Annotated in this window: 27 protein-coding genes; 18 read left to right on the plus strand and 9 right to left on the minus strand. The window is 60.4% G+C overall.

Features of this window, described 5'->3' with window-relative positions; genetic code table 11:
- Window positions 1-97 precede the first annotated feature (97 nt).
- The 12 genes from CFE428DRAFT_RS10745 to CFE428DRAFT_RS10800 all read left to right on the plus strand — a co-directional run bounded on the left by CFE428DRAFT_RS10745 (window position 98) and on the right by CFE428DRAFT_RS10800 (window position 9,276).
- Entirely contained in the window at window positions 98-595 is a 498-nt protein-coding gene (locus tag CFE428DRAFT_RS10745; protein ID WP_006979554.1) for a c-type cytochrome, read from the plus strand.
- Window positions 596-615: 20 nt separating this feature from the next.
- A complete protein-coding gene (locus CFE428DRAFT_RS10750) occupies window positions 616-2,487 on the plus strand; it encodes a cytochrome c oxidase subunit I (RefSeq protein WP_006979555.1) in 1,872 nt (623 codons plus the stop codon).
- 9 nt (window positions 2,488-2,496) lie between these two features.
- The gene (locus CFE428DRAFT_RS38860; protein ID WP_006979556.1) at window positions 2,497-3,507 is read left to right on the plus strand and encodes a cytochrome c oxidase subunit 3; all 1,011 of its coding nucleotides are present in this window, start codon (window positions 2,497-2,499) and stop codon (window positions 3,505-3,507) included.
- Between the two features lie 6 nt (window positions 3,508-3,513).
- Window positions 3,514-3,873, plus strand: coding sequence for a hypothetical protein (locus tag CFE428DRAFT_RS10760; protein ID WP_006979557.1), 360 nt, complete (start codon window positions 3,514-3,516; stop codon window positions 3,871-3,873).
- Window positions 3,874-4,056 (plus strand): hypothetical protein, encoded by a 183-nt coding sequence (locus CFE428DRAFT_RS10765; protein ID WP_006979558.1) that lies wholly within the window; start codon window positions 3,874-3,876, stop codon window positions 4,054-4,056.
- Window positions 4,053-4,331 carry an LPXTG cell wall anchor domain-containing protein gene (locus tag CFE428DRAFT_RS10770; protein WP_131989257.1) on the plus strand — a complete coding sequence of 93 codons (279 nt, stop codon included), beginning with the start codon at window positions 4,053-4,055 and terminating at the stop codon, window positions 4,329-4,331. Before CFE428DRAFT_RS10765 ends, CFE428DRAFT_RS10770 begins: the two co-directional genes overlap by 4 nt.
- Window positions 4,332-4,340: 9 nt before the next feature.
- Window positions 4,341-5,180 (plus strand): cytochrome c oxidase subunit II, encoded by an 840-nt coding sequence (locus tag CFE428DRAFT_RS10775; protein WP_006979560.1) that lies wholly within the window; start codon window positions 4,341-4,343, stop codon window positions 5,178-5,180.
- A gap of 66 nt (window positions 5,181-5,246) precedes the next feature.
- A complete protein-coding gene (locus tag CFE428DRAFT_RS10780; protein WP_006979561.1) occupies window positions 5,247-6,260 on the plus strand; it encodes a COX15/CtaA family protein in 1,014 nt (337 codons plus the stop codon).
- Window positions 6,257-7,171 carry a heme o synthase gene (gene cyoE, locus CFE428DRAFT_RS10785; protein ID WP_006979562.1) on the plus strand — a complete coding sequence of 305 codons (915 nt, stop codon included), beginning with the start codon at window positions 6,257-6,259 and terminating at the stop codon, window positions 7,169-7,171. Before CFE428DRAFT_RS10780 ends, cyoE begins: the two co-directional genes overlap by 4 nt.
- Entirely contained in the window at window positions 7,168-7,782 is a 615-nt protein-coding gene (locus CFE428DRAFT_RS10790; protein ID WP_006979563.1) for an SCO family protein, read from the plus strand. The genes cyoE and CFE428DRAFT_RS10790 overlap by 4 nt, the downstream gene beginning before the upstream one ends.
- 6 nt (window positions 7,783-7,788) lie before the next feature.
- The gene (locus CFE428DRAFT_RS10795; protein WP_006979564.1) at window positions 7,789-8,232 is read left to right on the plus strand and encodes a DUF420 domain-containing protein; all 444 of its coding nucleotides are present in this window, start codon (window positions 7,789-7,791) and stop codon (window positions 8,230-8,232) included.
- Between the two features lie 6 nt (window positions 8,233-8,238).
- Entirely contained in the window at window positions 8,239-9,276 is a 1,038-nt protein-coding gene (locus CFE428DRAFT_RS10800) for an aldo/keto reductase (protein ID WP_006979565.1), read from the plus strand.
- Window positions 9,277-9,350: 74 nt separating this feature from the next.
- On the opposite strand, the gene CFE428DRAFT_RS10805 is transcribed toward CFE428DRAFT_RS10800, so the two are convergent.
- The 8 genes from CFE428DRAFT_RS10805 to CFE428DRAFT_RS10845 form a co-directional block, all read right to left on the minus strand.
- The gene (locus CFE428DRAFT_RS10805) at window positions 9,351-10,430 is read right to left on the minus strand and encodes a type IV pilus twitching motility protein PilT (protein WP_006979566.1); all 1,080 of its coding nucleotides are present in this window, start codon (window positions 10,428-10,430) and stop codon (window positions 9,351-9,353) included.
- A 66-nt stretch (window positions 10,431-10,496) separates the two neighbouring features.
- Window positions 10,497-10,853: a four helix bundle protein gene (locus CFE428DRAFT_RS10810; RefSeq protein ID WP_006979567.1), complete on the minus strand. Its 357-nt coding sequence runs from the start codon at window positions 10,851-10,853 to the stop codon at window positions 10,497-10,499.
- Window positions 10,854-10,906: 53 nt separating this feature from the next.
- Window positions 10,907-12,034 (minus strand): type IV pilus twitching motility protein PilT, encoded by a 1,128-nt coding sequence (locus tag CFE428DRAFT_RS10815; protein WP_006979568.1) that lies wholly within the window; start codon window positions 12,032-12,034, stop codon window positions 10,907-10,909.
- A gap of 218 nt (window positions 12,035-12,252) precedes the next feature.
- The gene (locus CFE428DRAFT_RS10820; RefSeq protein ID WP_006979569.1) at window positions 12,253-12,642 is read right to left on the minus strand and encodes a hypothetical protein; all 390 of its coding nucleotides are present in this window, start codon (window positions 12,640-12,642) and stop codon (window positions 12,253-12,255) included.
- Window positions 12,612-13,034 carry a phage holin family protein gene (locus CFE428DRAFT_RS10825; RefSeq protein ID WP_006979570.1) on the minus strand — a complete coding sequence of 141 codons (423 nt, stop codon included), beginning with the start codon at window positions 13,032-13,034 and terminating at the stop codon, window positions 12,612-12,614. The genes CFE428DRAFT_RS10820 and CFE428DRAFT_RS10825 overlap by 31 nt, the downstream gene beginning before the upstream one ends.
- Window positions 13,035-13,041: 7 nt before the next feature.
- The gene (locus CFE428DRAFT_RS10835; protein WP_006979571.1) at window positions 13,042-13,434 is read right to left on the minus strand and encodes an ElaB/YgaM/YqjD family protein; all 393 of its coding nucleotides are present in this window, start codon (window positions 13,432-13,434) and stop codon (window positions 13,042-13,044) included.
- A 104-nt stretch (window positions 13,435-13,538) separates the two neighbouring features.
- Window positions 13,539-13,757 (minus strand): translation initiation factor IF-1, encoded by a 219-nt coding sequence (infA, locus tag CFE428DRAFT_RS10840; protein ID WP_006979572.1) that lies wholly within the window; start codon window positions 13,755-13,757, stop codon window positions 13,539-13,541.
- Between the two features lie 163 nt (window positions 13,758-13,920).
- The gene (locus CFE428DRAFT_RS10845) at window positions 13,921-14,994 is read right to left on the minus strand and encodes an acyl-CoA reductase (RefSeq protein WP_006979573.1); all 1,074 of its coding nucleotides are present in this window, start codon (window positions 14,992-14,994) and stop codon (window positions 13,921-13,923) included.
- Window positions 14,995-15,211: 217 nt separating this feature from the next.
- On the opposite strand from CFE428DRAFT_RS10845, the gene CFE428DRAFT_RS10850 reads away from it, so the two are divergent.
- The 6 genes from CFE428DRAFT_RS10850 to CFE428DRAFT_RS10875 all read left to right on the plus strand — a co-directional run bounded on the left by CFE428DRAFT_RS10850 (window position 15,212) and on the right by CFE428DRAFT_RS10875 (window position 19,312).
- The gene (locus CFE428DRAFT_RS10850) at window positions 15,212-15,745 is read left to right on the plus strand and encodes a GNAT family N-acetyltransferase (RefSeq protein ID WP_006979574.1); all 534 of its coding nucleotides are present in this window, start codon (window positions 15,212-15,214) and stop codon (window positions 15,743-15,745) included.
- Entirely contained in the window at window positions 15,742-16,365 is a 624-nt protein-coding gene (locus CFE428DRAFT_RS10855; RefSeq protein WP_006979575.1) for a helix-turn-helix domain-containing protein, read from the plus strand. Before CFE428DRAFT_RS10850 ends, CFE428DRAFT_RS10855 begins: the two co-directional genes overlap by 4 nt.
- Window positions 16,362-16,907 carry a GNAT family N-acetyltransferase gene (locus tag CFE428DRAFT_RS10860; RefSeq protein WP_006979576.1) on the plus strand — a complete coding sequence of 182 codons (546 nt, stop codon included), beginning with the start codon at window positions 16,362-16,364 and terminating at the stop codon, window positions 16,905-16,907. Before CFE428DRAFT_RS10855 ends, CFE428DRAFT_RS10860 begins: the two co-directional genes overlap by 4 nt.
- Window positions 16,904-17,404 carry a hypothetical protein gene (locus CFE428DRAFT_RS10865; RefSeq protein ID WP_006979577.1) on the plus strand — a complete coding sequence of 167 codons (501 nt, stop codon included), beginning with the start codon at window positions 16,904-16,906 and terminating at the stop codon, window positions 17,402-17,404. Before CFE428DRAFT_RS10860 ends, CFE428DRAFT_RS10865 begins: the two co-directional genes overlap by 4 nt.
- A 92-nt stretch (window positions 17,405-17,496) precedes the next feature.
- Window positions 17,497-18,603 (plus strand): sensor histidine kinase, encoded by a 1,107-nt coding sequence (locus CFE428DRAFT_RS10870; protein WP_237705476.1) that lies wholly within the window; start codon window positions 17,497-17,499, stop codon window positions 18,601-18,603.
- Between the two features lie 73 nt (window positions 18,604-18,676).
- The gene (locus CFE428DRAFT_RS10875; RefSeq protein WP_006979579.1) at window positions 18,677-19,312 is read left to right on the plus strand and encodes a response regulator transcription factor; all 636 of its coding nucleotides are present in this window, start codon (window positions 18,677-18,679) and stop codon (window positions 19,310-19,312) included.
- An 11-nt stretch (window positions 19,313-19,323) separates the two neighbouring features.
- Here CFE428DRAFT_RS10875 and CFE428DRAFT_RS10880 read toward each other — a convergent pair whose 3' ends face one another.
- On the minus strand, window positions 19,324-20,844 hold the full coding sequence (locus CFE428DRAFT_RS10880; RefSeq protein ID WP_162145261.1) for a sensor histidine kinase: 1,521 nt from the start codon (window positions 20,842-20,844) through the stop codon (window positions 19,324-19,326).
- Window positions 20,845-21,107: the final 263 nt, after the last annotated feature.

Below are 21,107 nucleotides of genomic sequence, written 5' to 3' on the forward strand. Positions count from 1 at the left end.
TAACATCCAAATCCGCTGCCGCACTTTTCTTTCTCACCGGTCACCGGTCAGTTGAAGGATCCTCAGTCGTCAGTAAGCTAACGACCCCGCAATCAAGATGAAAACGATTTTCACCGCTCTCGCCTCGCTCACCGTGCTCACCGTGCTCACTGCGCTCGCCAAGTCGGAGGAAGCCTTCGACCTCAAGGCGTCCATCGAACGCGGCAAGGCGGTGTATATGCAGACGTGCATTGCCTGCCATCAGCCGACCGGCCTTGGCATCCCTGGTGCCTTTCCTCCGCTCGCCGGGACCGAATACACGCAGGGCGATTCGCGCCGCATGATTGCGATGACCCTCAAGGGAGTGAACCCTCCGCTCAAGGTCAAGGACATGCTCTACGCGGTGCCGATGCCGCCGCTCCCGACCCAATTCCCGATCCTGAAGGACGACAACAAACTCGCGGACGTGATCAATTACGTGCGCAATTCCTTCGGCAACAAGGACGAAAAGGGTGTCACCCCGGCGATGATTTCCGACGTCCGCAAAGAATTTGAAAACCGCCCCGCGCCGTGGACCGAGCCGGAACTGCAAAAGTTCCCTGAGGCCAAGAAGTAGTTCACGTCGCCCAAGCACTTATGGCTACCGCAGCAACCACGCATTCACCCGACCACGGTCACGGTCACGACGACCATCATGACCTTGGGTTCTGGCAAAAGTACGTCTTTTCCCAGGATCACAAGGTCATCGGTATCCAGTATGGCATTACCGGCCTGGCGTTTCTCTTCCTCGGCTTCTGCCTCATGATGCTCATGCGCTGGCAGCTCGCTCACCCGGGCCTGCCGGTGCCGTCGTTCCTCGGTCCGATGCTGCAAAAGGTTTTCCCCGCGATTTTCGCCAATGACCAGAATGGCCACCCTGGCATGCTCACCGCCGATGGTTACAACATCCTCGGCGCCATGCACGGCACGATCATGGTGTTCTTCGGCGTGGTGCCGGTGGCGGTCGCCGCGTTCGGCAACTATGTGATGCCGTTGCAGGTCGGTGCGCCCGATATGGCGTTCCCGAAGCTGAACATGGCCAGCTACTGGACCTTCTTCGTGAGCTGCGTGATCATGCTCTCGAGCTTCTTCGTCGCGGGCGGCCCGGCCAAGTCCGGCTGGACCTCGTATCCGCCGCTCTCGGTCATTTCGGATTCCGGTCCCAATGTGCACCCGTTCTTCAACGGTCAGACCATCTGGCTGCTCGGTATGGTCTTCAACATTACCGGTTCACTCCTCGGTTCGATCAATACGATCGCCACGTGCATTCAGTTGCGTGCCCCGGGGATGACCTGGATGCGTCTGCCCTTCTTCTGCTGGACGCAACTCGTCACCGCCTTCCTGCTCCTCCTCGCCTTCCCGCCGCTCGAAGCCGCCGGCTTCATGCAGCTCATGGATCGCGCCTTTGGCACCAGCTTCTTCATCCCGACCGGGTTGATGGTCGGCGGTCATCTCACTCACTGGAGTGGGGGCGGCAGCCCGCTGCTCTGGCAGCATCTCTTCTGGTTCCTTGCCCACCCCGAGGTGTACGTGCTCATCCTGCCGGCCATCGGCATCGTGGGTGAGGTCATCGCCAACAACACTCGCAAGCCGCTTTACGGCTACAAGGCGATGGTCGGTGCGATCTTCGTGCTCGGCTTCCTCTCCTTCGTCGTGTGGGCGCACCACATGTATATGACCGGCATGGGTGCCAAGGTTTCCAGCTTCTTCCAGACGACCACGGTCATGATCTCCATCCCGTCGGTCATTCTGGTGACGGCCCTGTTGCTCTCGCTTTGGGGAGGAGCCATCCGCTTCACCGTGCCAATGCTTTTCGCCACGACCTTCCTCCCGATGTTCGGCATCGGTGGTCTCACCGGCATCCCGCTGGCGTTCAATTCGACCGACCTCTACCTGCACGACACCTACTACGTTATCGGTCACTTCCACTACGTCGTCGCTCCGGGCACGATCTTCGCCCTCTTTGCGGGTGTCTACTACTGGTACCCGAAGGCCTGTGGTCGGATGATGAATGACACGCTCGGCAAGCTCCACTTCTGGTTCTCGATCGTCTTCATCAACGGCATCTTCTTCCCGATGTTCATCCAGGGTATCGCGGGGGTGCACCGCCGCTGGTACGATGGTGGCGTCAGCTACGAACAGATCATCAAGCCGGTCCTGCACTGGAACAACTTCATGTCCGCCTCCGCCTTCCTGCTTGGCGCGACCCAGTTGATCTTCATCTTCAATTTCTTCTATAGCATCTTCCGCGGCCGCAAGGTACCGAATGACAACCCGTGGGATGCGACCACTCTCGAGTGGGATACGCCGACGCCTCCCGGCCATGGCAACTTCACCAAGCCGATCACGGTCTATCGTGGTCCCTACGAATACAGCGTGCCTGGCGCGGACAAGGATTTCACCCCGCAAAGCGAACCGCCGAAGTCCGACAAACCCGCTGCCGCCCCGACGCCCGCGCTCGCTCACTAATCTGTCGACATGGAAATTCCGCATACAGTAACACCCCGGCCGGATACAGGTCTCTATAACGCCAAGCTGGCCATCTGGCTGTTCCTCGCTTCCGAAGTCATGCTCTTCGGTGGCCTCTTCTCCGCCTATGCCTTCCTGCGCATGGGTGCGGACGACGGCTACTGGCCGCATGGTCTGCTCGACGTGCCGGTGGGAACGCTCAACACGATCCTGCTGATCATCTCTTCCGTCTGCGTGGTGCTCGCCTGGGCGTCGCTCAAGATGCGTCGCTGGAAGCAGTATCAAGCGTTCCTCGGGGCCGCTGTGGTCCTGGGCACCGTCTTCCTCGTCATCAAGCTCTCCTACGAATGGAACGACAAGTTCCACCACTTCGGCACCTTCATTAAGAAGGATAAGTGGGCGGAGTACGACAAGTATCTGGGTAACGATTACCTCGCCAAGAAGGGCCTCGCCCCTCGTCCGGAAATCACCGGCCACCTCCACGAAGTGGAAGTCGAAGTCGCCCCGGAAAATAAGGCCCAACTCGACGCGCTGATCCAGAAACGTGGCTTGGAAATTTCCAAGTCGGAAGAGGGCGGCAAGACCCTGTCGATCAAAGTGAAGGCACCGAGTGATGCCGAAGCGCTGCGGAACGAACCCGGCGTTAAGATCGAGGCCTTTGAAATGGCGCTCGATGAGATCTACACCGACCCGACCAATCCGAAGTACGACCGGCCTGGTTTCTGGAAGCGTCACCTGTCGGAACAGGTAGCAACGATTCACGCCGACGATCTCGATTCCTGGAGCGCGTTCGTGCCCAAGCACAGCTCTTTCCTCGCCATCTACTACGCCATCACCGGCCTCCACGGCCTGCACATCCTCGGTGGCCTGGTCATGTTCATCTACTTCCTGTTCTTCGACCGCGCCCTTTACCTGCGCAATCCCGAGCACATGGCCAACCGGATCGAAGTCGTCGGCCTCTATTGGCACTTCGTCGACCTCGTGTGGATCTTCGTGTTCCCTGTCTTCTACCTCCTGTAAAGCCCTATGAGTGAATCGAAACATTCCGAGTCGTCGGAACCCGCGCCCGTCTCGGAGCAGCAAGTCCGCGAGGTCGAGAAGCACATGAAGAAGTATGTGCTGATCGGTGGAGTGCAGGCCATCATGGTACTGATCGCTGTCACCGTAGCGGTGAACGTGAGCGCGTCGCTCCAGGTCCTGGCCACCTTGCTGGTCACGTGCGTCAATGGCCTGGTCATCGCCCTCATCCTCATGCACTTGAAGGAAGAAAAGCAGACGATCTGGAAGTTCCTGATCTTCACCGCGATCTTCTTCTTCATCCTCTTCTTCCTGACCTACCTGGCGCGCACGGATGTGATTACCCAGACGCTCCACAACCATCACTAAATGTCGATCAAAGCCTTCCATATCATCTTCATCGCCATCAGCGACATCCTCGCGGGCGTTTGTGCATGGTGGGGCTTTGCCAGCGACATCACTCTGTTCGGTGTGGCCAGCGCGCTGGCGGCCGTAGCCCTTTTCATCTACGGCATCTATTTCGTGCGCAAATCGCGGACGCTCATTCTATGAAGCGTTCCCGTGGAATCCTCACCCCGGCTCTTTGGAGCCTTGCCTTGTCGGCCCTTTGGCCGGCTGCTGCCTCCGCTTGCAGCGTGTGCATGGGCGCCACTCCCAAGACCGGTGAAGCCATCAACGGCGCAATTTTTCTGATGCTGGGTTTCATCTTCGCCATTCTCGGCGGGATCGGGGCCTTCATCTACAACCTCGCGAAACGTGCCCGGTCTCCTCTGCCTCCGCACGCTGAGTTTTCGCCTCTTACGACCGTCCAGGAGGACATCAAATAATTCAGTTATATGCTCAATAAACTTCTCGGAATAGTACCCAACGCCTCGGAGCATGGTGCGCAGGTCGATATGCTGCTCGAGATTTGCCATTGGTTCATGGCCATTCTATTTGTCGGTTGGTCGATCTTCTTCCTCTATACGATCTGGCGCTTCCATCGCTCCCGCAATCCGAAGGCCGACTATCACGGCGTGCAGAGCAAGGTTTCCACGCACCTCGAGCTTTCGGTGGTCATCATCGAGGCCTGCTTGCTCCTCGGGTTTGCGGTGCCCATCTGGGCCATGCGCGTGAACGGCGACAACTACCTCGACAACTCCAAGGCCGTGCGCATTCACTGCATCGCCGAGCAGTTCTCCTGGAACTTCCACTATCCGGGGCCGGATGGTCGTTTCGGTCGCACTGATCCCGCTTTCATCAGCGCGAGCAATCCGCTGGGCATCGACCCGAACGATCCGGATGGCAAGGACGACTTTGCTTCCAAGTTTGAAGTCCACACCGTGAAGGGGACGCCGACCGTGGTCGACATCACCTCGCGTGACGTCATCCACAGCTTCGCCGTGCCACACATGCGCGTGGCTCAGGACGCGATCCCCGGTTCCCGTATCCCGATTTGGTTCCGACCGATCCGCGACGGCCAGTTCGATATTATCTGCGGCCAGCTCTGTGGCGCCGGTCACTTCGGCATGCGCGGTCAGCTCATCGTCGAGTCGCAGAAGGAATTTGATGAGTGGTCGAAGCAGCAATCCGAACTCGCTCATCCGGCGGCCGCCGCGGCCGCTCCGGCTCCGGGCGCTGCTGCCCCGGCCGCTCCTGCTGCCACTGCACCGACCGCTCCGGCTCCGGCCAAGTAAGTTTTTGCGGGTATCTGTGGTGTTGACTGCGCGGCGCGGTCGGCGACGTTCCCGCTCCTCTTGTTCGTGAATTCCGCCGATCCTCAAACGACCACTTCCAACGCTTGGCTCGCCCGTTTCGCCAAGCTGGTCGTTTGTGTGACGTTCGTCCTCGTCTTCATCGGCGGGTATACTACGACCTCCGGCGCCGGGATGGCTTTTGCCGACTGGCCGTTAAGCAATGGCTCGCTGAATCCCGCCGGCTGGTGGGAGAATTTCATGATGCGGTTGGAGCATGGTCACCGCCTCACGGCCGGGTTGGTCATGACGCTGGTGCTGATTCTGTTCTTCTGGGTGCTGTCGCGGCGTCGCCAGCTTCCTCGTGCGGCCATGCCGCTGGCTTCCTGGGCGCTCGTCGGAGTTCTTTCACAGGCTGTCCTTGGCGGACTTCGGGTGATTCTCGATCCACAGGGGATCGAAGCGACGACGACCACGATCGCCACCACCTTCCGGATCCTCCACGGCTGCTTTGCCCAAATTGAGGTTTGCCTCGTGGTTTCCCTCGCGGCGGTGCTTTCGCCGATGTGGTCGCAGATCGTGGTGAAGCCCTCCTTTCGGAAGGTCGCGCGGCTGGGCTGGCTCACCGCTGGATTCATTTTTGTCCAATTGATCGTTGGCGCGACGATGCGTCATCTGGGCGCCGGCCTGGCGATTCCGACGTTTCCCTTGGCCCCAGGCGGCGGATTCATGCCGAAGACCCACAACGCCTACGTGGACATGAACTTTACCCATACCCGCTTTCTGGCGTTGCTCGTGGCGATTCACGTCATCCTGCTCGCCCGGCGGGCGATCGTTTCCGGTGAAGCCCGGTTGGCCCGGCCGGCGGTGTTGTTGCTGGTGCTGCTTGTAGCGCAGGTGCTTTTGGGTATGTTCGTCATCTGGCATCTGCGTCCGCCGGTGCTGACCACCTTGCATGTTGTCAATGGCGCGGCGCTGTTCGCGGCCACTGTCTTCATCGCGGTCCGTGCCAGCCATGCGCCCAATGCCGATGCTACAAACGAATCAGCTTCAACTCATCCCCTCCCGGAGCCCCAAGCGTGAACCGTAATACCTCGGAACTGACTATCCCGCTGGAGGTTGCACGCGAAGAAGCCGAGCCGGGGATTTGGAGCGACCTGATGGTTCTCACCAAGGCGCGCTTGAGCCTGCTGGTCATCATCACCACTTTCGTCGGCTTCTGTGCCGCCACGGATGGACGCCTTGATTGGCTGCTCCTGATGAATGCCGTGTTGGGTACGACCCTGGCCGCAGGGTCAGCTGCGGTGTTGAACCAATTCATCGAGTGCAACGTGGACCGGCTCATGGAGCGGACCCGTTATCGCCCGCTGCCGGCCGGTCGGGTGAAGCCGTCGCACGCGCTGGCCCTGGGTATTGTCATGGGTGTGGTCGGTGTTGCCTGGCTGGTGGTGACGGTCAATTCGCTGAGCGCCCTTCTCGCGGCAGCGACCATCCTGATTTACATCGCCGCCTACACTCCGCTCAAGCGCCGCACGGCGCTTTGCACCATCGTGGGGGCCATTTCCGGGGCGATTCCGCCGGTCATTGGTTGGGTGGCGGTGAAGCCTTCGCTCAGCCTCGGCGCGTGGGTGCTCTTCGGCATTCTCTTCACTTGGCAGATGCCGCACTTCCTCGCCATCGCCTGGATGTATCGCGATGACTACGCAGGGGCGGGCTTCGTCATGCTGCGGCGCGACGATGTGACTGGCAGCAAGACAGCGATGGACAGCCTGCTCTATACCTTTGCGCTGATCGTCATTACGCTCATCCCTTATCACATGGGGATGAACGGCGATATCTACCTCGGTGGGGCGCTCTTGCTCGATGGCGTGATGCTCCTCTTCGCCGTGCAGTTCCTCATCGAGCGTGAGCGGGCCAGCGCGCGCCGCTTGTTCTTCGCGTCGATTCTTTTCCTCCCGTTGATCCTCGGTCTCATGGTCTTTACCAAGGCGTGAGCGTGCGACCGCTGACCTTTGCGCTGCTCGGTGCAGCCCTGTTTCTCGCCGGCTGCGGCAAACCATCGGATGCCGTGGTGATCCTGCAGCCGCAGCCAAAGGCCGCCACATTGCAAAAGTATTGGCCGGTCCCGGATTTCTCGCTCACGGAGCGCAGCGGCAAGTCGCTCGGGCTCGCGGATCTCACCGGCAAGGTGTGGGTCGCCGACTTCTTCTACACGACCTGCCCCGGGCCATGCCCGGCCTTGCAGAGCCGTTTCACCGAGGTGCAGAAGGCATTGGGGCCGTTGCCCGATGTCCGTTTCCTGTCCATCACCGTCGACCCGCTGAAAGACACGCCGGAGGTGCTGGATGTATATGCGAAGCGCTTCAAGGCCAGCCCGATGTGGTTCTTTTGCACGGGAGATCGGGACGCCATCGTCAAGCTCGCCCACGATGGATTCAAGCTGCCCATCGCCGGCGGCACGCCCTTGGACGGTCCGGTGACGCACACCACGCGCCTCGTTCTCGTCGATCGTTCCGGCATGGTGCGCGGTTTCTACGAGGGAGCTTCCAAGGAAGGTGTGGATGATATTGTCGGCGACATCCATCGCCTGCTCGACGAGAAGTAACGCCTCATGCATGCCTCCGATCTGCCGCTGATCAACGCCAGCCTCAATGCGTTGAGCACGGTTTTTATTCTAGGTGGCATTGCGTTCATCAAGAACGACATGAAACAGGCGCACATCCTTTCGATGATTTGTGCGCTCGTGACCTCGACGGTCTTTCTCGGCTGCTATCTGACGTATCATTATCTCAAGCATGGCGTGGTCACCCACTTCACCTATCCGGGTTGGCCGAAGGCGCTCTACTTCTTCATCCTCGGGACGCACACGCCCCTGGCCGCTCTTACGGTCCCGCTCGTCCTGATGACGATCATCCCGGCCTTCAAGGCGATCTACGAAAAGCACCGCCGGATCGCCAAGTGGACCTTTCCCATCTGGCTCTACGTCTCCGTCACCGGCGTGCTCGTGTATCTCATGCTCTACGTCTGGTTTCCGTCGTCGGAGATCGTGCGGTAAAAAATCATGGAATACAGACTACTTGGCGGTTCAGGACTGAAGGTCCCGGTTCTCACTCTCGGCACCGGCACCTTTGGCGGAAAGGGGCATGTGATGTTCAACGCCTGGGGCCACACGGAAGGCCAGGAAGCGACGCGCCTCGTGGACATCGCGCTCGAGGCCGGTGTCAACATGTTCGACAGCGCGGATGTTTATTCCGAAGGAAATTCTGAGACAGTGCTCGGGCAGGCGATCGCTGGCCGGCGCGACCAGGTGCTGATTTCGACCAAGGCGACTTTCCGTAGCGGAGAAGGACCGAATGATGTCGGCTCTTCGCGGCACCATCTCACCCGGGCCGTCGAGGGCAGCCTGCGGCGCTTGGGGACAGATTACATCGATCTCTTTCAACTCCACGCTTACGACGCGCAAACTCCACACGAGGAAGTGCTCGGTACCCTGGACGATCTCGTTCGCGCGGGGAAGATCCGCTATGTCGGCGTCTCGAATTTCTCCGGTTGGCATCTCATGAAAGCCCTGGCGGTGTCCGAGAAATACGGGCTGCCTCGGTATGTGGCGCATCAGGCCTACTATTCGCTGGTGGGGCGCGATTACGAATGGGAGCTTATGCCGCTGGGCCTGGACCAGAAGGTCGGTGCGGTGGTGTGGAGTCCGCTCGGTTGGGCCCGGCTCACGGGGAAAATCCGCCGTGGACACCCGGCGCCGGAAGTCTCGCGGTTGAAGGATCCACTGAATCTCGAAAAGGGGCCGCAGGTGTCCGAGGAGTATCTCTACAAAGTGGTCGACGCCATCGATGCCATTGCCGCCGAAACCGGCAAGACCGTCCCGCAAATTGCGCTGAACTGGGTGCTGCAGCGGCCGACGGTTTCCACGATCATCATTGGTGCGCGGAATGAAGAGCAACTGCGGGCGAACTTGGGTGCGGTCGGTTGGAACCTCACGCCGGAACAAGTCGCCAAACTTGACGAGGCCAGCGCCGTGCCACGGGCTTATCCGTACTGGCACCAAGCCGGCTTCGCGGAGCGGAACCCGTTTCCGACGTCGTAGGCCGGCGATTTGGCGCGCCAGCGTTTTGGAGTGCGCCTGACCTCTGGCGCCTTTGGGAAGTGGATCGATGAACCTTACAGCCCTTCGTCCTCCGGTGGGAGGAAGACGCGGAAGCGATTCTTGTCGATCGCCTTCATGTAGGCCTCGTGCGGGCTGACAATGCCCTGCTGCATGACCTTCCAGATGGCGTCGTCCATGAATTGCATGCCCGAACCGCCACCGGCCACGATCACGTCCTGCAATTTCTGGGTGGCACCTTCGCGGATGATGGCCGAGGCCGCGCTGTTGACCACGAGAATTTCGTTCACCGCGAGACGGCCGCCGCCGACTTCCGCCGTCTTTTTCAAGAGCAACTGGGCGACGACGCCACGCAGCGACGCGGCGAGCATGGTGCGCACCTGGGCCTGCTGATCGCTCGGAAACACGTCGATCATACGATCGACGGTTTTGCGCGCGTTGTTCGTGTGCAGGGTGCCGAAGACGAGCAGACCGGTTTCCGCCGCGGTGAGCGCGAGCTGAATGGTTTCCAAGTCGCGCATTTCGCCCACGAGCACGATGTCCGCGTCTTCGCGCAAAGCCGCTTTCAGGCCCTGCGGGAAGCTCGGGGTATTCTCCGGCACTTCGCGCTGGGTGATGATCGACTTCTTGTTTTTGTGCACGAATTCGATCGGCTCTTCGACGGTGATGATGTGCCGGGTGAAGTTAACGTTGATGTAGTCAATCAGCGCCGCGAGCGTCGTCGATTTACCCGAGCCGGTCGGGCCCGTGACGAGCACGAGACCACCGCGCAGGTGGCCGAACTCTTTCACGACGGGCGGGATGCCGAGTTGATCGAGCGTGAGAATTTTCGTCGGGATGAGACGAAACACGCAACCGAAGCCGCGGGTCTGCTTGAGATAGTTGCAGCGGAAGCGCGAGTGCTCATCCATCTCGTAGGCGAAGTCGAGGTCGCCGACCTCGAGATAGCGCGCCCAGCGATCCGGCCCGGCGATCTCGCTCATCATGTAAGCCATCTCTTCGTTGGTGAGCTCTTCGTTGCGAATCGGCATCACCTCGCCATGTCGGCGAATCTTCGGCGGTTGTCCTTCGGCAAGATGCAAATCGGACGCACCGGCGTTTACGAGGACTTCGAAAAACTGATCGATGTAAGGCATGGGGGAGGGGAAAAGTGAATAGTTGAGAGTTGATGGTTGATAGCCGTCTTTCGTGAAAGCGACGGCTTAATCTGGAATCAGCGATTTCCGGAGGCCGCTGAGCATGCGGCCCTGCTCCTCGGCGGAAGTGTAAAGTTGTTGAAATTGCTCTTCGGTCAAAAAGCCCTGATTTTTCGCGATGAAGGATTGGGAGATCACTTCGAAAAGGGATCCAGTGGCGATTTCGATGAAGCGCGCGAAATCGTTTTTCGATACTCGCGATGTGCCTTCCGCGATATTCGAGGAGATTGAAACCGCGGCCCGACGCATCTGATTCGTCAGGCCAAATCGCTCTTCGGAAGGGAAATGGCGTGTCGTCGCATACACCGAATCGGCAAAGGCGATCGCTCTATGCCAGACGTCCAGTTTTTCAAAATTAAACATGGGTCTCGGAAGGCGCGGCTATCAACTATCAACTATAAACCATCAACTTTTCTTCACGCGGCGAAATGTTGCTTCATGAGCGCTTTCTGCTCCGCGCGGGCGTAGGCTTCTTCCTGCGAGATGATGCCGGCGTCGTAGAGCTCCACGAGGGAATCGTCCATCAGCTTCATGCCTTGCTTCTTGCCGGTTTGCATGACGCCGGGGAGCATGAAGGTTCGGGCGTCGCGGATGAGCGCGCCGACGGCGGGCGTGTTGACGAGAATCTCCATGGCGAGCGCGCGGCCGCGGCCGTCTTTGCGCGGGACGAGTTGCTGCGAGATGATGCCGCGCAGGGATTCGCTGACCATGACGCGAATCTGTTCGCGTTGATCGACGGGGAAAACGTCGAGGACGCGGTCGAGAGTTCGGGCGGCGTTGCCGGTGTGCAGCGTGCCCATCACAAGGTGTCCGGTTTCCGAGGCGGTGATGGCGAGCTGGATGGTTTCCAGGTCGCGCATTTCACCGACCATGATCACGTCCGGATCTTCACGGAGAGAACCGCGGAGCGCGGCGGCGAAGGAGCGGGTGTGGGTGTGCACTTCGCGCTGGGTGACGTGGCAGTTTTTCGAATTGATGATGTATTCGATCGGGTCCTCGAGGGTGATGATGTGATCGTGCCGGTTGCGATTCACTTCCTCGATCAGCGAGGCGAGGGTGGTCGATTTGCCGGAACCCACCGAGCCGGTGACGAGCACGAGGCCGTTGTGATACTGCGTGAGGAGCTTGAGCGACTCGGGCAGGCCGAGTTCATCCATGGTGCGCAGGTTCGTGCTGATGACGCGGAAAACGAGATCGATGCCGATGCGCTGGCGCACGACGCTCGCGCGGAAACGGCCGATGGGATTGGCATAGGCGAAGTCGACGTCGCCCCGCTCGGCGAGCAGATGCTTTTGATGGTCGTCGAGGAAGCCCATGGCCAGCGATTCGGTGTCGGCGGCGGAGAGTTTGTCGGCTTGCAGCCAGACGGGCTCGAGGATGCCGTTGCGCCGCCAGATCGGTTGGGCGTTCACCCCGAGGTGAATATCCGAGGCGCCCGACTCCTGAGCGATCTGCAGATATTGGTCGACGTGGGCGAGGGTGTGGACGGCTTCCTGTGAGACCTCTACGGTGGGCTGGTTCGGGGTGGGGGTTGTGTCTGCCATGCGCGGGCGGAAAATGGTCTCAGCAGGTGGGGGTTTGCAACCAAAACTTGCCGAGGTTTGTAAATCGACGAAGTGGCGTAGTTGGAAGGTTTGAAGAGAACGGTTTGGGACTCGGGAAGTCGCGGAAAATATTGCCTACGTGCCGGCACGGCGAGACCGCGGTGGAAATGAGGCGGATGGGGGGAGGAGCTTCGTCGGGAAAAAAGAAACGCTGCCGGTCAGCGCGAATCGCTGCCGTAGCGATTGCCCTTTTCGAAATAATCGGCCATCCAGCGCGTGGCCCAGCCGATCAATGTCGGCTTTGCGATGTCGAAAGCGATCTTCAGAGCGGCCATGAGCAGCCCGGCCTTTTCGACTTTCTCGACGGTCGGCGCGGCTTTTTTCCCTTCTTTGACCACGACCTTCTTCCGGCCAAACGGCAGTCGGGAGACGAAGAGACCGATCAGGATCGCGGCGCCAATCCACATCGCGGGATGGGTCTTGAAGGCCCGGCGCGCGCGCGCGGCGAAGTCCAGGTCGCGCCCCAACGCGCGCACGTTGGTCGTGATCTGCTTTCGCGAACTCGCGAGTTGGGCGGTCAGTTCGGCTTTGCGTTCGTCTTCAGCCATTCCTGGTCCTTTTTAAGTTCAGCGAGGGTGATCGGGAAAAGCGGCACGCCGAGTCGTGTCCTGGCAATGAGCAGGAGTAATCCCGCACCGAGAAGATGGAGCACGGCCGCGCCAAAGAGCACCCACACCCACGCGTGCCCGCCAAAGGCCAGGCCGATGAGAAAGGCCACGGCGATGACGAGAAAGAAATAGCCGAAGATCAGCAGCACGAGGGCGACGATGGCCAGCCCGAGGATGATGCCGAGATGGATCGCGGCTTCCTTGCTTTCGATCCCAGCCAGTTCGAGGCGCGCGTGCAGATACGCCAATTTGGCGGCCAGCAGTGCGGAGAGATGTCCGAACAGCCCGGCTTCTTTCGCAGGACGAACTTCTTCCGTGGTTGCGTCGGGCATGCGTGAGCTAGCGGCGGAACAATGCGCCGAGGACGAAACCTGCGGCGACGCCGGTGAGCACAGCCTTCAGCGGGTTCGCGCGGATATAAGCTTCGGTGTCTTCCTGGAAAGTGCGCACGCGCTCGGCGGTGTCTCCGTATTGCTGCTCGGCGCGTCCGCGGAATTCACGCGCCTTGGATTCGGCGGTGTCGCGAAACTCGCGGGCTTTCGCTTCGGCGGTTTCGCGCAATTCGCGGGCCTTGGCTTCCGCGGCGGCGCGGAGATCGTCCGCGGCATGTTTCAGGTGTTCCTTGGAGGAGTCGACGGCTTCCTTGAGATGGCTCTTCGCCGCCTGGGCCGCGTCTTTCGCATGGGACTTGGCGCTTTCGAGATTCGGGTTGCTGGACTTTTCGTCGGACATAACGCGTGTGGGATTGGTGGAGTTTTCTTCGGACGAAACAGACGGACGGGTGCGTCGCGGTTTCATCTTATTCGCAGGGAAAGGGTAGAGTGCGCGCCCGGGCGCTATTGTTCACGGAAAATAATGCGAGCTTTGCCTAAATCATAGGGCGAAAGCTCCACCTCGACTTTGTCGCCGGGGACGATGCGAATGAAGTGTTTGCGCATCTTGCCCGAAATGTGGGCGAGTACAAGCGCGCCGTTGGGAAGCTGCACCCGAAACATCGTTCCGGGAAGCACATCCGTGACGACGCCTTCGGTCTTGATCGCGTCTTCTTTGGCCATGCGGCACCTAGGATGCCGGGCCGCCGTCCGAATGCAATCCTACAGTGGAATTACCACAAGGGGAGCCACGAAAAGGCACAAAGGAGGAACGCATCGCTACCGATTCCTTTTTTGTGTCTTTTGCGCCTTTTCGTGGCCACCCCTCCACCCGACCATTGCGGCGTTAGCCGCCCGACTCGCAGTCGATCCAGCGGACCAGCGGGGCCAGGACGGGTTGGCCGTCGTGGTGCCACGTGATGGGAGGAAGGTCCATGCGGCCGACGGGGCAAATACGGGAAACTCCGACTTCAGCCAATACCCGGGCGTTTTCCAATGTCGGAGGCCAGATGCCGGCGCAACTCAGATGCGGGCGCACATCCGCCAGCGCCTCGGCGAAATCCTCCGGGAAGGGCTTCACGAAAACGAAGCGGTTCAGACGTGGGTGGGGAAAGCCAGGCAGGGCGTCGAAGGCGACTGTCCATGCGGTCGAGTCCATGCTTTGGAAAAGGGCCACCGGTTCGTCGTGCGCGAGACGGGAGGAGAGCTCAGTGCGCAGGTTGCGAATGGCATTGGCATCCGAGAGCGAGAGTGCGCCGCGCGGTTCGCGCTCGTGCACGCGCTCCATTTCCGCGGCCAGCTTGGCGGCGTAGGCGAGGGGATCATTTGCCACGAAGAAGACGTGTGGTGACAGGCAACCGTGCGAATCGAAGATCGAGGCGTCGCGCGCTGCGTCAGCGGCGGAGGCGAAGTTCGGGTCGTCGAAGATCACGCCGAAACTGAGTTTGGGGTCGTGAGTGAGAAAGATCTGCCCGGGCCGAATGTACGGCCGGATCTTATCGGCGATGCTGTCGGTGCCGAAGACGATCACCGCGTCGGATTCCTCGATCCAATCCGAGGTGAGTTCGCGGTCGATCTCGATTCGCGCGGCAAGTGCGGCCGGCAGCCAGCTCTGGAATTGCGCAAGCTCCGGCAGGCCGGCATGAGGAACCTTGCAGAGGTTGTGAGCGCCGAGGAGCAGGCCGAGGATCAGGCTCCGAAGCGCTGCGGCGGGTGTATCGCCGCTGACGATATGGAGGATCTGCTTCGGCCCCACCGCCTTGGCGTAATGCGCACCGTAGGGGTGAAAGTCGTCGAGGGCTTCCGCGTTGCCGAGTTCCGCGTGAATGAGCGCGAGCAGGTCGTGATGGGTGATGCCGCCGAGCACAGGGAAATGCGCCGCCGCCGCGGCAAGGTGCGCGGCGATCTCACGGGTCGTCATTCGCTGGTGAAGCGGGGCGTGCATTAATTAGCTCAGGGAAATATCGCTCCACGAGAGGCCCGCCAATTACGAAATCGGCAGCATCATGGGGGGATGCAAGCTTAACACGGTCTGGATGGATGAATCCAGATTCCGGCGCGGGTTTTTGGAGGGGTGAGGTTGATCCAAAGACGGTGTTTGATTGTGGACTTGTAATTGGACATATTTGTCCATTATAATGGACAAAAGATCCGTGAAAATCATCCGCTGCCAATCCGAGCGCCATGCCGAGCCGATCCTCGCCATCTTCAACGAGGCCATCGTCAATTCGACTGCGCTCTACGATTACAAACCGCGCACGAAGGAGATGATGGAGAGTTGGTTCGAAGCGAAGGTGCGTGGCAATTACCCGGTCATTGGGTTGGAAGAAGAGGGGGAATTGTTGGGCTTTGCCAGCTATGGTCCGTTTCGAGCATTCCCGGCTTACAAATACACGGTCGAGCATTCCATTTATGTGGACACTCGGTTTCGCCGCCGGGGCGTAGGACGCGTTTTGCTGGAGCAGGTAATCGAGGCGGCACGAGGCCAGGACTATCACGCGCTCGTCGGTGGTATCGACTCCACGAACCACGCGAGCATTGTCCTGCATGAGAAGCTGGGTTTTGCCCATTGCGGCACGATCCGGCAGGCGGGTTTCAAGTTTGGCCGCTGGCTGGATCTGGCGTTCTACCAATTGATGCTGAGCACCCCTTTGCACCCGATTGACGGATGAAGCCGAAGCCCGCCACTGCGGCTGCGGATTCTGCGTCCGACTTGAATCAGCGTATCGCCGGTCGGGTGCGTGAGTTACGCGCCGCACAGGGATTGTCGCTGGATACCCTGGCGAACCGAAGCGGGGTCAGTCGTTCGATGATCTCGCTCATCGAGCGCGGTGAAAGCAGCCCCACCGCGGTGGTGTTGGAAAAACTCGCCTCGGGCCTCGGGGCGACGCTGCCGTCGTTATTCGATGGACTGAGCGCCAAAGCATCCGGGCCTACCAGTCCAGTCTCGCGACGCGAGGATCAACCGGAGTGGAGGGATCCTGCGTCGGGCTACATTCGGCGCAACATCTCTCCGGTCGGCCTGTCGCAGCCGATGCAGATTGTCGAAGTGCATTTTCCCGCCGGCGCCAGCGTGGCTTTCGATAACCATTTGCATGGAGGACGCGTGCACCAGCAGATCTGGCTGCTGGAGGGTGCGATCGAAATCTCTCTCGGCAAGGAGCGGCATCGCCTCCGCGCCGGCGACTGTCTCGCCATGCAACTCGATCGCCCGATCACCTTCCACAATCCCACACGAAAACCGGCGCGTTATGCGGTGGTGATCGCTTCCGAAACTCCATCCAGGCGATGAGCGCTCCATCCTGGTCCCTGCGTCGAGTGCAGATCGTGGATGAGGCCATCCTCAGGGGACTGGTAGATGTGTTGATCGACTGCGTCGAAGGCGGTGCGTCGGTCAGCTTCATGCACCCGCTCTCGCGCGGGCGTGCGACGGCGTTTTGGCGAGGTGTGGCCCAAGGTGTCGCCGCGGGAGAGCGCGCACTGGTCATTGCTGAGGATGCAGAAGGTTTGTGCGGCGTCGTGCAGTTGGCGTTCGATGTGCCGGAAAATCAACCACACCGCGCCGATCTCTCGAAGATGCTCGTGCATCGACGAGCACGCCGCCAGGGCTTGGGCGCGGCGTTAATGCGCGCTGCCGAATCCGCCGCTCGCGAATGTGGCAAGACCCTGCTCGTGCTCGATGCCGTGACCGGTGGCGATGCCGCGCGTCTTTATGAACGCCTCGGCTGGGTGCGCGTCGGCGATATTCCCGGCTATGCCTTGATGCCGCGCGGCGGTCTTTGCAGCACCACCGTGTACTATCGTAACCTCGACGCCCAGACCCAGTCCCGATGAACACCGATTCCGCCGTTTCCAAAACCGAGGTCATTGGACTGAGCGACGAGGAATTTCTCCGCCAATTCGAGAACTGCACGCTGCCTTATGTGCATTGGACGCATCGTGCGCATCTGCGGGTGGCATACTGCTATGTCACAAGGTATGGACTGACCGAGGCCATCTCCAAAGTGACGGCTGGCATTCGGGCTTACAATCGTTCGCAAAATATCGTGGACACGCCGACCAGCGGCTATCACGAGACCATGACGGTGGCGTGGTTGCAAATCGTAGCCGCGATGCTTGGTGAGTACGGCGCCACGGGTGCGGTGATTCCAGGCAGCCCGCCTCTTTTGGCCGCAGGCGCTCCACCGTCCCAGGAATTTCTCGCCGCCCAAACCCAGCTCACGGAAAAGAAGCTCCTCCGTCTCTTCTATTCCCGCGAACGCTTTTCCTCTCCCGAGGCAAAGTACCATTTCGTTCCGCCTGATCTCGCACCGCTGCCGCGAAGTAAATAGCGCCGCGTTCGCTAATGGCGGCGAATGTTTGGTTAGGAAAATTTAATCTTTCATTCATCCATTAAGAATGAACGGCCCGTAGAACTGCGTGGGTGAACCTCCTACCCGCACGCAGCCTCCGCGCGACTGTGCGTCTTTGGGGTGGAGGCTTCTTCGAGCGAATCGGCCGCCAGCCGAGGCGTTGGCTAATCACCGAAGGTCTCGTCTTGATGGTGATGGTGGCTGGGGTCGATCTGGTGATCCCGTGGCCCTTCAGCATGTTCGGGTTCTACTACGGGATCGTGTTTTTCGTCGCGCTGTACATCCCGTCGCGCCAGACCATGGCCTTCGCTTCCGTGGCGATTGTGTTGACGATGGTTGGGGAGTTGGACGGCATTTCCGTGCGAGGATTGGACGGCTTCGCCTGGACGGCCATGAACCGGCTCTGCGGCATGTTCTTCGCCGCGGGTTGCGGGATTTCCTTGCGCAAACTCCGGGAAGAAATGCGGCACCGCCTGGAGACGCTCGAGCATGCCAATGAATTGGAACGGGATTTGGTGAGGGCCGGTGAACGGGAACAAATGCGTCTGGGGCAGGACTTGCACGATGGTGTTTGCCAAACATTGGCCGCGCTGAATTGCGCCGCCGAATGTTTGCGGTTGGATCTGGAGGCCGACGTTTCTCCGCGGGTGAAGATCGCGACGGAGATTCAAAAAAGTCTTTCCGAAGCGACTGTGGAAGTGCGCAACCTGGCCCGCGGAATTTATCCGATCTGGAAGGAAGGCGAGACACTGGTCAGCGCGGTACGCAGCCTGATCGTGAGGCTGAATACGCTGTGCCGGGGCAGGATTGAATTCCGGAATTGTGGGGACGTTTTGCCGCTGGAACCGGAAAACGCGATCCATCTCTACCGGGTCACGCAGGAGGCATTGCAAAACGCCATGCGGCACGCCAATGCGTCCCGGATATTTGTCGAGATCGTGGTCGACGACGAGCGCTTGACGCTCACGGTGGGAGACGATGGCTGCGGCTCGGCGATGCAGACGCGCCCGGACGGGATCGGTTGGCGCACCATGAAATATCGGGCGAAACTGATCGGCGCGGAGATCTCGATTGCCTCTCCGCAGGCAGGCGGCACGCTCGTCCGCTGCTCGCTCCCCTTGAGTGTGCTGGCCGGAAGTAACAACCACGTGCAGGAACCATTGGTCGTTCAGCACTGAGCTACGGCGGAGACGGTTGGTAATTGTGTCGTCCCCGGCTTGAACGTCGTGGCGAGTCCAGTAATCCTCCGGCATGCAGAAGACCGTTGTCATCGTCGAAGACGATCGCGCTTTGCGGGAGGAACTCATCCGCATTCTAAACACGGCGCCGGATATCGTTTGCCTGGGAGCCGTCGGTTCCGCCGAGGATGCGCTGCAGGTGATTCCCCGTCGTCCGCCTGACACGGTCCTCATGGACATCAAGCTCCCGAAGATGTCCGGCATCGAGTGCACCGCGGAACTCAAAAAAATCCTGCCGCATCTGCAGATCATCATGCTGACGGTCTATGAAGAGAGCACGCAGATCTTTCGCGCCCTGCGAGCGGGCGCCAGCGGCTACCTATTGAAATCGAGCCCGCCGCAACGGCTCTTCGCTGCCATCCGCGATGTCCAAGAAGGCGGCGCTCCGCTCTCCAGTCACATTGCGCGACAGGTGGTGCAGCACTTTCACGAGGAAGGCCGCCTCGCGCGCGAATCGCATCATCTCTCACCGCGCGAAGCGGAGGTGCTCGAATTGCTCGCCGCGGGCTACATTTACAAGGAGATCGCCGACCGTTTGCAAATCGGCCTCGAGACCGTGCGCACCCACGTGAAAAATATTTGCGCGAAAATGCACGTGCGCAGTCGCGTGGAAGCGGTCGCCCGGCATCGTTCACAGACGCATTTGTAAGCGGCCTGCTTTCACGCCAGCGGCACGGAGAAGCGCACTTCCGTGCCCTGGCTCGCGGAGCTTTCCACTGTCATCGTCCCGTGAATCGTCTCGATGCGCTGGCGCATGTTGCGCAGGCCATTGCCATCGCCTTCGGTGTGAGGGTCGAAGCTTTGCCCATCATTGCGAACGGAGATGATCAGTTGCTCATTTTCGATGCCGATGTGCGTGGTGATCTCGCTCGCCTTGCCATGCCGGATCGCGTTGTGCATCGCCTCGGAAAACGCCATGCTCACGTGGTGCCGGAGTTGACTGGCCACGGGGCGCTCGTGGGATAGCTTCGCCACTTCCAGACGGCAGCGCACGTGGGCGGCGTCGCACTGCTTGGTGGCCAATTGGCACAGGTGATTGGTCAGCGCTTCCAGGTGATCGTTTTCCGGATTCACTGCCCACACCGTCTGGTATAACGCGAAGATCAGCTCCCGGCTGAGGCCGGAGATTTGCGCGAAGCTGCCCCGCGCCCCTTCCGGCGAGGCGGCGTGTTCTTCCGCCATGGCACTCAGGAGCGAGATATGGGTGGCCCTCGCTCCGAGGTCGTCGTGCAGGTCGCGCGAAATCCGGAGCCTTTCATTTTGCAACGTCCGCTCCTGCTCCAATTGGCGGGAGTGCTCGCGAATCTTTCGTCGTCCCGCCGCGCGATTCAGCATCACCACCCCGAGGCCGGCGAAACCCGCGCCCGCGACCCAGAACCACGGACGTTGCCAAACCGGCGCGGTTACGATGAGGGTGAGCGTGGTTTCCGTTCCCACAGGCTTGCCGAGCGGATCGACCCGCGTAGCGACAAAGCGATAGCGGCCCGGCCCGGGCACCGGATACGGGATTTCCACCCGATCCGCCAGACCGATGCTGAAGGCCTCATTCCACTCCACGAGCAAACGGTCGCCGTGCTGGACCTTCGGTGCCGCGTCGCGACTCGTGTGCCATTCCGCGTGGGCGAAGGGGTCATCGTCAATCACCGCCAACCCTTCCGAGGCCGGCTTCGCTCCGAAGTGAACGACTTGGGCCATGCTTCGGTGCAGGCCATCGCGCACCCAACCCGCTGGCGGTGCGTCGGGCTCATCGTGTGAAAAGACGGGTCTCACCAGCAGTTCCGGCTTGTCGCCCTTCGCGGGCAGTCGGGAGATGGAGAGACCTTCGATCGTTAGGCAACCCATGGTCGCAGGTGGTCCGGCGGATGAGATCGTCACCCAAAATGACGAAGCTCCTGATGGCACTGGTACGATCTCCCGGCGGTGGATCAGCGTTGCTTCGCAGTGGATCGGTGTTTGTGGAGGATCCTCGTCCGAGGGTTCCACAGTGAGATTCCAGCCGGGGCTTTCGCCGGTGGCTTTGAAGGTGACGAGTTGCAATTGATCCAGCGTCGGATCGAGAAAGCGCAGCGCCAGGAACATCTCCCCCGGCCCTTCGTGCGAGCGATCGTCTACGCCCTCGAGGCGATAGCGAACACGGCTGGCCTCGTGGGTGTCGGGCGAGCGGCCGATGGCGAATAGCATCCGCCGAGCCGACGAAGCGATCTCCATTGGTCTCTGCGTGTCGATCGGGACCGGCCGGCCATCCACCAGCATCGCGATCGCCACCGGTATCCCCGAACCTTCATTGGCCGGAGAGACTTGAGCGTGAAGCGCCCATCCAGCGCACCAGGCGAGACACGCCAGCAGGATCCGACTGACGGGCGATGACCGGAAAAAAGATCGTCTACGCTCGGGGGAGAGCATGTTCAAAGGGGGACTCTCCTATAACCCCAATCCGGCGCCGG

It is taken from the genome of Chthoniobacter flavus Ellin428 (assembly GCF_000173075.1).
GTDB classification, from domain to species: Bacteria; Verrucomicrobiota; Verrucomicrobiia; order Chthoniobacterales; family Chthoniobacteraceae; genus Chthoniobacter; species Chthoniobacter flavus.

Excerpts from the sequence above, each read along its gene's own strand:
- CFE428DRAFT_RS10765 (WP_006979558.1), top strand. The coding sequence starts at position 3,874 with ATGTCGATCAAAGCCTTCCATATCATCTTCATCGCCATCAGCGACATC.
- CFE428DRAFT_RS10880 (WP_162145261.1), bottom strand. The coding sequence starts at position 20,844 with ATGCTATTCGCCATCGGCCGCTCGCCCGACACCCACGAGGCCAGCCGT.
- CFE428DRAFT_RS10865 (WP_006979577.1), top strand. The coding sequence starts at position 16,904 with ATGAACACCGATTCCGCCGTTTCCAAAACCGAGGTCATTGGACTGAGC.
- CFE428DRAFT_RS10745 (WP_006979554.1), top strand. The coding sequence starts at position 98 with ATGAAAACGATTTTCACCGCTCTCGCCTCGCTCACCGTGCTCACCGTG.
- CFE428DRAFT_RS10760 (WP_006979557.1), top strand. The coding sequence starts at position 3,514 with ATGAGTGAATCGAAACATTCCGAGTCGTCGGAACCCGCGCCCGTCTCG.
- CFE428DRAFT_RS10825 (WP_006979570.1), bottom strand. The coding sequence starts at position 13,034 with ATGCCCGACGCAACCACGGAAGAAGTTCGTCCTGCGAAAGAAGCCGGG.
- infA (WP_006979572.1), bottom strand. The coding sequence starts at position 13,757 with ATGGCCAAAGAAGACGCGATCAAGACCGAAGGCGTCGTCACGGATGTG.
- CFE428DRAFT_RS10750 (WP_006979555.1), top strand. The coding sequence starts at position 616 with ATGGCTACCGCAGCAACCACGCATTCACCCGACCACGGTCACGGTCAC.
- CFE428DRAFT_RS10770 (WP_131989257.1), top strand. The coding sequence starts at position 4,053 with ATGAAGCGTTCCCGTGGAATCCTCACCCCGGCTCTTTGGAGCCTTGCC.
- CFE428DRAFT_RS10800 (WP_006979565.1), top strand. The coding sequence starts at position 8,239 with ATGGAATACAGACTACTTGGCGGTTCAGGACTGAAGGTCCCGGTTCTC.
- CFE428DRAFT_RS10795 (WP_006979564.1), top strand. The coding sequence starts at position 7,789 with ATGCATGCCTCCGATCTGCCGCTGATCAACGCCAGCCTCAATGCGTTG.
- CFE428DRAFT_RS10775 (WP_006979560.1), top strand. The coding sequence starts at position 4,341 with ATGCTCAATAAACTTCTCGGAATAGTACCCAACGCCTCGGAGCATGGT.
- CFE428DRAFT_RS10835 (WP_006979571.1), bottom strand. The coding sequence starts at position 13,434 with ATGTCCGACGAAAAGTCCAGCAACCCGAATCTCGAAAGCGCCAAGTCC.
- CFE428DRAFT_RS10810 (WP_006979567.1), bottom strand. The coding sequence starts at position 10,853 with ATGTTTAATTTTGAAAAACTGGACGTCTGGCATAGAGCGATCGCCTTT.
- CFE428DRAFT_RS10860 (WP_006979576.1), top strand. The coding sequence starts at position 16,362 with ATGAGCGCTCCATCCTGGTCCCTGCGTCGAGTGCAGATCGTGGATGAG.
- CFE428DRAFT_RS10855 (WP_006979575.1), top strand. The coding sequence starts at position 15,742 with ATGAAGCCGAAGCCCGCCACTGCGGCTGCGGATTCTGCGTCCGACTTG.
- CFE428DRAFT_RS10850 (WP_006979574.1), top strand. The coding sequence starts at position 15,212 with ATGGACAAAAGATCCGTGAAAATCATCCGCTGCCAATCCGAGCGCCAT.
- CFE428DRAFT_RS38860 (WP_006979556.1), top strand. The coding sequence starts at position 2,497 with ATGGAAATTCCGCATACAGTAACACCCCGGCCGGATACAGGTCTCTAT.
- CFE428DRAFT_RS10815 (WP_006979568.1), bottom strand. The coding sequence starts at position 12,034 with ATGGCAGACACAACCCCCACCCCGAACCAGCCCACCGTAGAGGTCTCA.
- CFE428DRAFT_RS10805 (WP_006979566.1), bottom strand. The coding sequence starts at position 10,430 with ATGCCTTACATCGATCAGTTTTTCGAAGTCCTCGTAAACGCCGGTGCG.
- CFE428DRAFT_RS10820 (WP_006979569.1), bottom strand. The coding sequence starts at position 12,642 with ATGGCTGAAGACGAACGCAAAGCCGAACTGACCGCCCAACTCGCGAGT.
- CFE428DRAFT_RS10875 (WP_006979579.1), top strand. The coding sequence starts at position 18,677 with ATGCAGAAGACCGTTGTCATCGTCGAAGACGATCGCGCTTTGCGGGAG.
- CFE428DRAFT_RS10845 (WP_006979573.1), bottom strand. The coding sequence starts at position 14,994 with ATGACGACCCGTGAGATCGCCGCGCACCTTGCCGCGGCGGCGGCGCAT.